This is a genomic window from Tianweitania sp. (assembly GCF_032053605.1).
Lineage (GTDB): Bacteria > Pseudomonadota > Alphaproteobacteria > Rhizobiales > Rhizobiaceae > Tianweitania.
Genome location: NZ_DAMBUH010000154.1, coordinates 1 through 5,550, shown reverse-complemented (window position 1 = coordinate 5,550; position 5,550 = coordinate 1). Strand labels below are relative to the sequence as shown.

The following is a 5,550-nucleotide window of genomic DNA, read 5'->3' as shown; positions in this document are numbered from 1 at the left end:
TTAGCCGCAACTGTATCGCTCATTTTTCTCTTCCCTAACCCACAAACCGGCCTGAACCAGCAAGCCCGCACCCAATGAACCGGCACATAGACCTTTCCGGCGATGGTAGTCGAGCACCCCCCGCGAAACGGTTTGGCTGCGCCAGCATGTGTCGCAAAATCGACAAGGGGCCGGCGCAAGAATCCAGTCGCTTTCTTCTCGGCGCGCGTCGCAAAATGACTATGCGGAACGCGTAGTTTACGGAATAAGCTACACGTGACTGCTTCGCTCGCCCAAAGAGCGCGGCATGCCTGGGAGCACAGAATGTCCGACGACGAAATCATCCTGTCCGAGCTTTCCGACGAAGAACTCGTTCAGCAGATGCATGACGACCTTTATGACGGCCTCAAGGAGGAGATTGAGGAAGGCACAAACATCCTGCTGGAACGCGGTTGGGAGCCTTATCAGGTCCTGACCGAAGCGCTGGTGGAAGGCATGCGCATCGTGGGCGAGGATTTCCGCGATGGCATCCTGTTCGTGCCGGAAGTGCTGCTTTCGGCCAACGCCATGAAGGCCGGCATGTTCATCCTGCGCCCGCTCCTGGCTGCCACCAACGCGCCGAAGCAAGGCAAGCTGGTGATCGGCACCGTCAAGGGCGACATCCACGACATCGGCAAGAACCTCGTCGGCATGATGATGGAAGGTGCGGGCTTCGACGTAGTGGATCTCGGCATCAACAATCCGGTCGAGAACTATCTCAACGCCATCGAAGAGCATCAGCCGGACCTGATCGGCATGTCCGCCCTGCTCACGACCACCATGCCCTACATGAAGGTCGTGATCGATACGCTGAAGGAAAAGGGCATTCGCGACGATTACGTCGTGCTGGTGGGTGGCGCGCCGTTGAACGAAGAGTTCGGCAAGGCCGTGGGCGCCGACGCCTATTGCCGCGACGCCGCTGTGGCGGTGGAAACGGCCAAGCAGTACATGAAGCGCAAGCACAATCAGCACGCTTGAGGCTGATCGGCGGTCTTAACGTCCAGATGCAACAAAGGCCGCGATGGATATCGCGGCCTTTGTTTTAGATGAACTGGCGGCGGCGGATCTCGCGGCGTCCAGTTCGGGCTTTCCTTACTGCGCGGCGCGCGAGACGTTCTTGCCTGCGGACTGCGTAGCGTTCACGGTGTTAGCGGTATCGGCACCTACGCCGCGGATCGTGTTGGCGCAAGCAGCGGACATAAGCGCGGCGGCCAGAACGGCGATGGTAGCAATGCGCGAGTTGGTCATTTGTCGTCCCTCAGGGTTGTTTCGCTCCCAAAACGAGAAGATGCTAAAATAGTTCCCATGAGTCAGCGCCGCAGCGAAAATAAAGAAGAAGCTGTTTCGTTCGCAGCTGGCGGCGCCGTGCCGGTCCAGGACCGGCTTCTGGTGATCGCCTGCGGTGCCATCGCCCGCGAAGTGCTGGCCTTGACCAGGCTGAACCGCCTCGACCATGTCGACCTCACCTGCCTTCCGGCGATCTGGCATGTGTATCCCGCAAAGATCGCACCTGCGATGCGCGATCAGATCAAGGCGGCGCGCGAAAAAGGCTATCGCCGCATTTTCATTGGCTATGCCGAGTGCGGTACGCAGGGGCAACTGGACAAGATCTGCGCCGAAGAAGGCGTCGAGCGCATCGAGGGGCCGCATTGCTATGCCTTCTTTACGGGCAACGAGCGCTTCATGGCTGGTATCGAGACCGAATTTACGGCCTTCTACCTGACCGACCTGATCACGCGGCAATTCGAAGCCTTCGTGATCGAACCGCTGAAGCTGGACAAGCATCCCGAACTTCGCGACATGGTGTTCGGCAACTACACCAAGATCGTTTATCTCGCGCAGACGGATGATCCGGCTCTTCAGGAAAAAGCCCGATGGGCGGCCGACTATCTCCACCTGGACTACGAATATCGCTTTACCGGCTATGGCGATCTGGAGCCGGCTCTGCAACGTGCTGCGCTTCCTCATCAATGAGCCTGCGATGATCGGGTTCGCCATAAGGCTCCGAAGGATTTCATGATGCGTCGACTGATTCTAGCGGCTGTTCTTCTTGGCTCAACAGCCTCGGCTTACGCTGACGGCGCGATCGCCCGGATCATCACCAAGAGCGACGCGGCGCGGTTGGAAAAATACGAGGCGACCCGCACGGAAGCCTTGAACGACGCGCGCGAAAACGGCGATGCAAAGGACGTCGACATCGTCAATACCGTCATGACCGAGCGTCCGCTGCGCTTTGCGGGTTTCGATATGAAGGGCGATTGGCAATGCCGCACGATCAAGCTTGGTGGTGATCCCGCCGCCGTTGTTTATGGCTGGTTCAAGTGCCGGGTGACGGATGATGGTGCCGGCTGGTTCCTGAGCAAGATCAACGGCTCGCAGCGCACGCAAGGCCGCTTCTATGACGACAACGATCTGCGGCTGACTTATCTCGGCACGCAGTTCGTGGAAGGCGAGCAGCCGAAGCGCTATGGCACATATGCCGATGCCGATCAGGTCGGCTATGCCTTCCGCACGGCAAAGGGGTTCCGCATCGAATTTCCGGCGCCCGTTTTCGAGTCCAAGCTCGATATTCTGGAACTGCGTCGATGATGCATGAAGGATTGTCGTGAACCTCTGCCATGATCCTCTAAATGACCATGGCCAGCCGAAGCCCAGGAACCGACACTCCCCATGATTGAAGACCCCGCCTTCGGGCCAGGCACTCCCGAAGTTCCCCGCGATCTGATCGACGGCGAGCCGTTGCCACCGCGTTTGTCGCAGGTTTTCAAGTCGCTCGCCGACAATGCCAACGGCCCGGTTACGGTACGCCAGATTCGTGACGCGCTGGGTGACCGCAGCTTCGCCGCCCTCCTCGTCTTCTTTGCCGCCATAAACCTTTTGCCGCTGCCGCCGGGCACGACGCTCGTTCTCGGTTTGCCGCTGATGATCGTGTCGGCGCAGATGGTGTGGGGCCGCAAGATCGCCTGGCTGCCGCAATTCATTCTCGTGCGCTCCGTTCAGGCCGAACAGTTTCGTGCACTGGCTGAGCGCTTCATTCCGCGGCTGGTCTGGCTCGAACGCTGGATCAGGCCGCGCTTCTGGCCGATGCCGGACCGTTATGACGAGCGCGTCATCGGCCTGCTCGCGCTTGTGATGGGAACGCTGGTGACGCTGCCGATCCCGCTCGGCAATTGGTTTCCCGCTTTGACCATTGCCCTGTCTGGTCTCGCTTTGTCGGAACGCGACGGCATCCTGCTTGGCGTCGCTGCTGCGGCCGGCTCTTTCTCCGTCGTTTTGATCGTGGCGCTGGCCGGCACGGTCAACTATGCGCTGCATGCTGTTGCAGCTTGGTTCTGGTAGCAGCACCACAGGCAAGCGCGTCGCTTTTGAATGCGCCAGCGTCGTCGCATAACAAGCGGCGGGCAAGCACATCCTGCAACCTCAACCCAAGACGCAAAGGACGCAAACATGGCCGATTTGGTCGTTGTTTATTGGCGGGACATTCCCGCCCAGGTGATCGTCAAGAAAGGCCGGCAAACCGCCAAACGCGAACTGTCGCTGCGCTTCACGGAAGCGATCGACATGTGCGCGATGCGGACGGGTGCGGGCGATACGGACGCTTACCTGGCGGACTGGCGGCGCGCTGCGCCCGAGCCGGTTTCCGACGATCTGGAAGCCGAGGCCGACAAGGCGATGACGCGTTTGGAAGAGGACTATCCACGGGAAAAGCTCGTCGCGCTGGTCAAGGCGGGCGGGCGCAGCGACGGCTAGCCGGAGGAGGCTCGGCAATGATTCACATACCTGCATCCATTGAAGTCGTGCCCAAGCAGGCACTCGAATCAGCCGAGCTTCCCGGTCTCTTTCCGGCCGGCACGCGCGTTTACATCACCGATATCGGCACCGACACATCGGACGACCTGACGGCAGCGGCCAAGCGCGTTCGTGACCTCGGTTACACGCCAGTGCCGCATTTCGCCTGCCGCCGGCTGACGACGCGGACCGCCCTGGAAGACCGGGTCAATCGCGCAGCCACCGAAGCCGGCGTCACCGATGTGCTGGTGATTGGCGGCGGTTTGGACAAGCCAGCCGGCGAGTTCGCCTCGGCCATGGAGGTGCTGAACACCGGCGTGTTCGAGCGCAACGGCATCAAGGCCATGGGCGTGGCCGGCCATCCCGAAGGCAGTCCCGATTTTTCCCTGGACTCCGCCATGCAGGCACTGCGGGAAAAGCAGGCTTTCGCCGATCGCACGGGGATCGATGTCCGCATTGTCACCCAGTTCGGGTTCGATCCAACCAAGTTCATCGGATGGGCCGACAGTTTGCGCGCAGAAGGCATCAACATGCCGGTTCACCTGGGCGTCGCCGGCCCCGCCAAGTTCCCCACCCTCATCAAATATGCAGCCATGTGCGGCGTGGGCAATTCCATCGACTTCCTGAAGAAGAACGCGCTGTCGCTGACTGCTCTTGCTGTCGGCCACAACCCGGAAGAAGTCGTCGGGCCGATCGAAGCCAGCTCACGGCGTCCAAGCTCGCCCATTACCCAGATCCACGTCTTTCCGTTCGGCGGCTTGAAGAAGTCGGCCGAATGGCTTGTCAAACGCGGCTCATGGGATATAAAGACATCTGCATATCCTTCTGCGCTCTTCGCCTGATCCGAAACCGATCCACCTTCAAGGCCTCCACACACATGACCCGCACGATCGTTGCCTCCGCGACCCGCGAAATCGTCATCGGCTTCGACCAGCCCTTCTGCGTCATCGGTGAGCGCATCAATCCGACCGGCCGCAAGAAGCTGGCCGCCGAAATGGTGGCCGGCAATTTCGAGACGGTGATTAAGGACGCGCTGGAACAGGCTGCAGCCGGCGCGACCATGCTCGACGTCAATGCTGGCGTCACGGCCGTCGACCCGAACGCCACCGAGCCGGCCCTGCTGGTGCAGACGATGGAGATCGTGCAGGGCCTCGTCGACCTGCCGCTGTCGATCGACAGTTCGGTGACGGCGGCAATCGAGGCCGCCCTTAAGGTCGCCAAGGGCCGTCCGCTGGTCAATTCGGTAACGGGCGAGGAAGAAAAGCTCGAGGCCATCCTGCCGCTGGTCAAGAAATACAATGTGCCGGTAGTGGCGATCTCCAACGACGAGACCGGCATCTCCATGGACCCGGATGTGCGCTTCGCGGTCGCCAAGAAAATCGTCGAGCGCTGCGCTGATTTCGGCATCCCTGCCCATGACGTCGTGGTCGATCCCCTGGTGATGCCGATCGGTGCGCTGGGTGATGCAGGCCGGCAGGTTTTTGCGCTGCTGCGCCGCTTGCGCGAGGAGCTCAAGGTCAACACGACTTGCGGGCTGTCCAACATCTCCTTCGGCCTGCCCCACCGCCATGGCATCAACGCTGCTTTCATCCCCATGGTGATCGGCGCCGGCATGACCTCGGCCATCATGAACCCTTGCCGCCCACAGGAAATGGAAGCCGTGCGTGGCGCCAATGTTCTGGCTGGAACCGACGAGAACTGCACGACCTGGATCAAGACCTACAAGGACTACAAGCCCGGCGA

The 5,550-nt window shown here is 60.8% G+C and carries 8 protein-coding genes; 7 read left to right on the top strand and 1 reads right to left on the bottom strand.

The features are described 5' to 3' along the window. Positions 1 to 303 precede the first annotated feature (303 nt). Positions 304 to 996: a B12-binding domain-containing protein gene (locus tag RTX98_RS19615; RefSeq protein WP_312798542.1), complete on the top strand. Its 693-nt coding sequence runs from the start codon at positions 304 to 306 to the stop codon at positions 994 to 996. 114 nt (positions 997 to 1,110) lie between these two features. Here the strand turns inward: RTX98_RS19615 and RTX98_RS19610 are convergent, their stop codons facing one another. Continuing rightward, positions 1,111 to 1,266 (bottom strand): entericidin, encoded by a 156-nt coding sequence (locus RTX98_RS19610; protein WP_312798541.1) that lies wholly within the window; start codon positions 1,264 to 1,266, stop codon positions 1,111 to 1,113. Positions 1,267 to 1,323: 57 nt separating this feature from the next. Between RTX98_RS19610 and RTX98_RS19605 the strand changes: the two genes are divergently transcribed. From RTX98_RS19605 to RTX98_RS19580, 6 genes are all read left to right on the top strand, one after another. Then, entirely contained in the window at positions 1,324 to 1,992 is a 669-nt protein-coding gene (locus RTX98_RS19605) for a DUF1638 domain-containing protein (protein WP_312798539.1), read from the top strand. A 42-nt stretch (positions 1,993 to 2,034) separates the two neighbouring features. After that, positions 2,035 to 2,607 (top strand): DUF4893 domain-containing protein, encoded by a 573-nt coding sequence (locus RTX98_RS19600; protein ID WP_312798537.1) that lies wholly within the window; start codon positions 2,035 to 2,037, stop codon positions 2,605 to 2,607. Between the two features lie 81 nt (positions 2,608 to 2,688). Then, positions 2,689 to 3,357, top strand: a complete 669-nt coding sequence (locus RTX98_RS19595; protein WP_312798535.1) for an exopolysaccharide biosynthesis protein — start codon at positions 2,689 to 2,691, stop codon at positions 3,355 to 3,357. A 108-nt stretch (positions 3,358 to 3,465) separates the two neighbouring features. Continuing rightward, a complete protein-coding gene (locus tag RTX98_RS19590) occupies positions 3,466 to 3,768 on the top strand; it encodes a virulence factor (protein ID WP_189502568.1) in 303 nt (100 codons plus the stop codon). A 17-nt stretch (positions 3,769 to 3,785) separates the two neighbouring features. Then, entirely contained in the window at positions 3,786 to 4,649 is an 864-nt protein-coding gene (locus RTX98_RS19585) for a methylenetetrahydrofolate reductase (protein ID WP_312798533.1), read from the top strand. 35 nt (positions 4,650 to 4,684) lie between these two features. Next, positions 4,685 to 5,550, top strand: an 866-nt coding sequence (locus RTX98_RS19580) for a methyltetrahydrofolate cobalamin methyltransferase (protein ID WP_312798532.1), incomplete at its 3' end; no start/stop codon positions are given.

What these genes read in the sequence shown, in the direction of transcription:
- RTX98_RS19615 (WP_312798542.1), top strand. Translation starts at nt 304, where the DNA reads ATGTCCGACGACGAAATCATCCTGTCCGAGCTTTCCGACGAAGAACTC.
- RTX98_RS19610 (WP_312798541.1), bottom strand. Translation starts at nt 1,266, where the DNA reads ATGACCAACTCGCGCATTGCTACCATCGCCGTTCTGGCCGCCGCGCTT.
- RTX98_RS19605 (WP_312798539.1), top strand. Translation starts at nt 1,324, where the DNA reads ATGAGTCAGCGCCGCAGCGAAAATAAAGAAGAAGCTGTTTCGTTCGCA.
- RTX98_RS19600 (WP_312798537.1), top strand. Translation starts at nt 2,035, where the DNA reads ATGATGCGTCGACTGATTCTAGCGGCTGTTCTTCTTGGCTCAACAGCC.
- RTX98_RS19595 (WP_312798535.1), top strand. Translation starts at nt 2,689, where the DNA reads ATGATTGAAGACCCCGCCTTCGGGCCAGGCACTCCCGAAGTTCCCCGC.
- RTX98_RS19590 (WP_189502568.1), top strand. Translation starts at nt 3,466, where the DNA reads ATGGCCGATTTGGTCGTTGTTTATTGGCGGGACATTCCCGCCCAGGTG.
- RTX98_RS19585 (WP_312798533.1), top strand. Translation starts at nt 3,786, where the DNA reads ATGATTCACATACCTGCATCCATTGAAGTCGTGCCCAAGCAGGCACTC.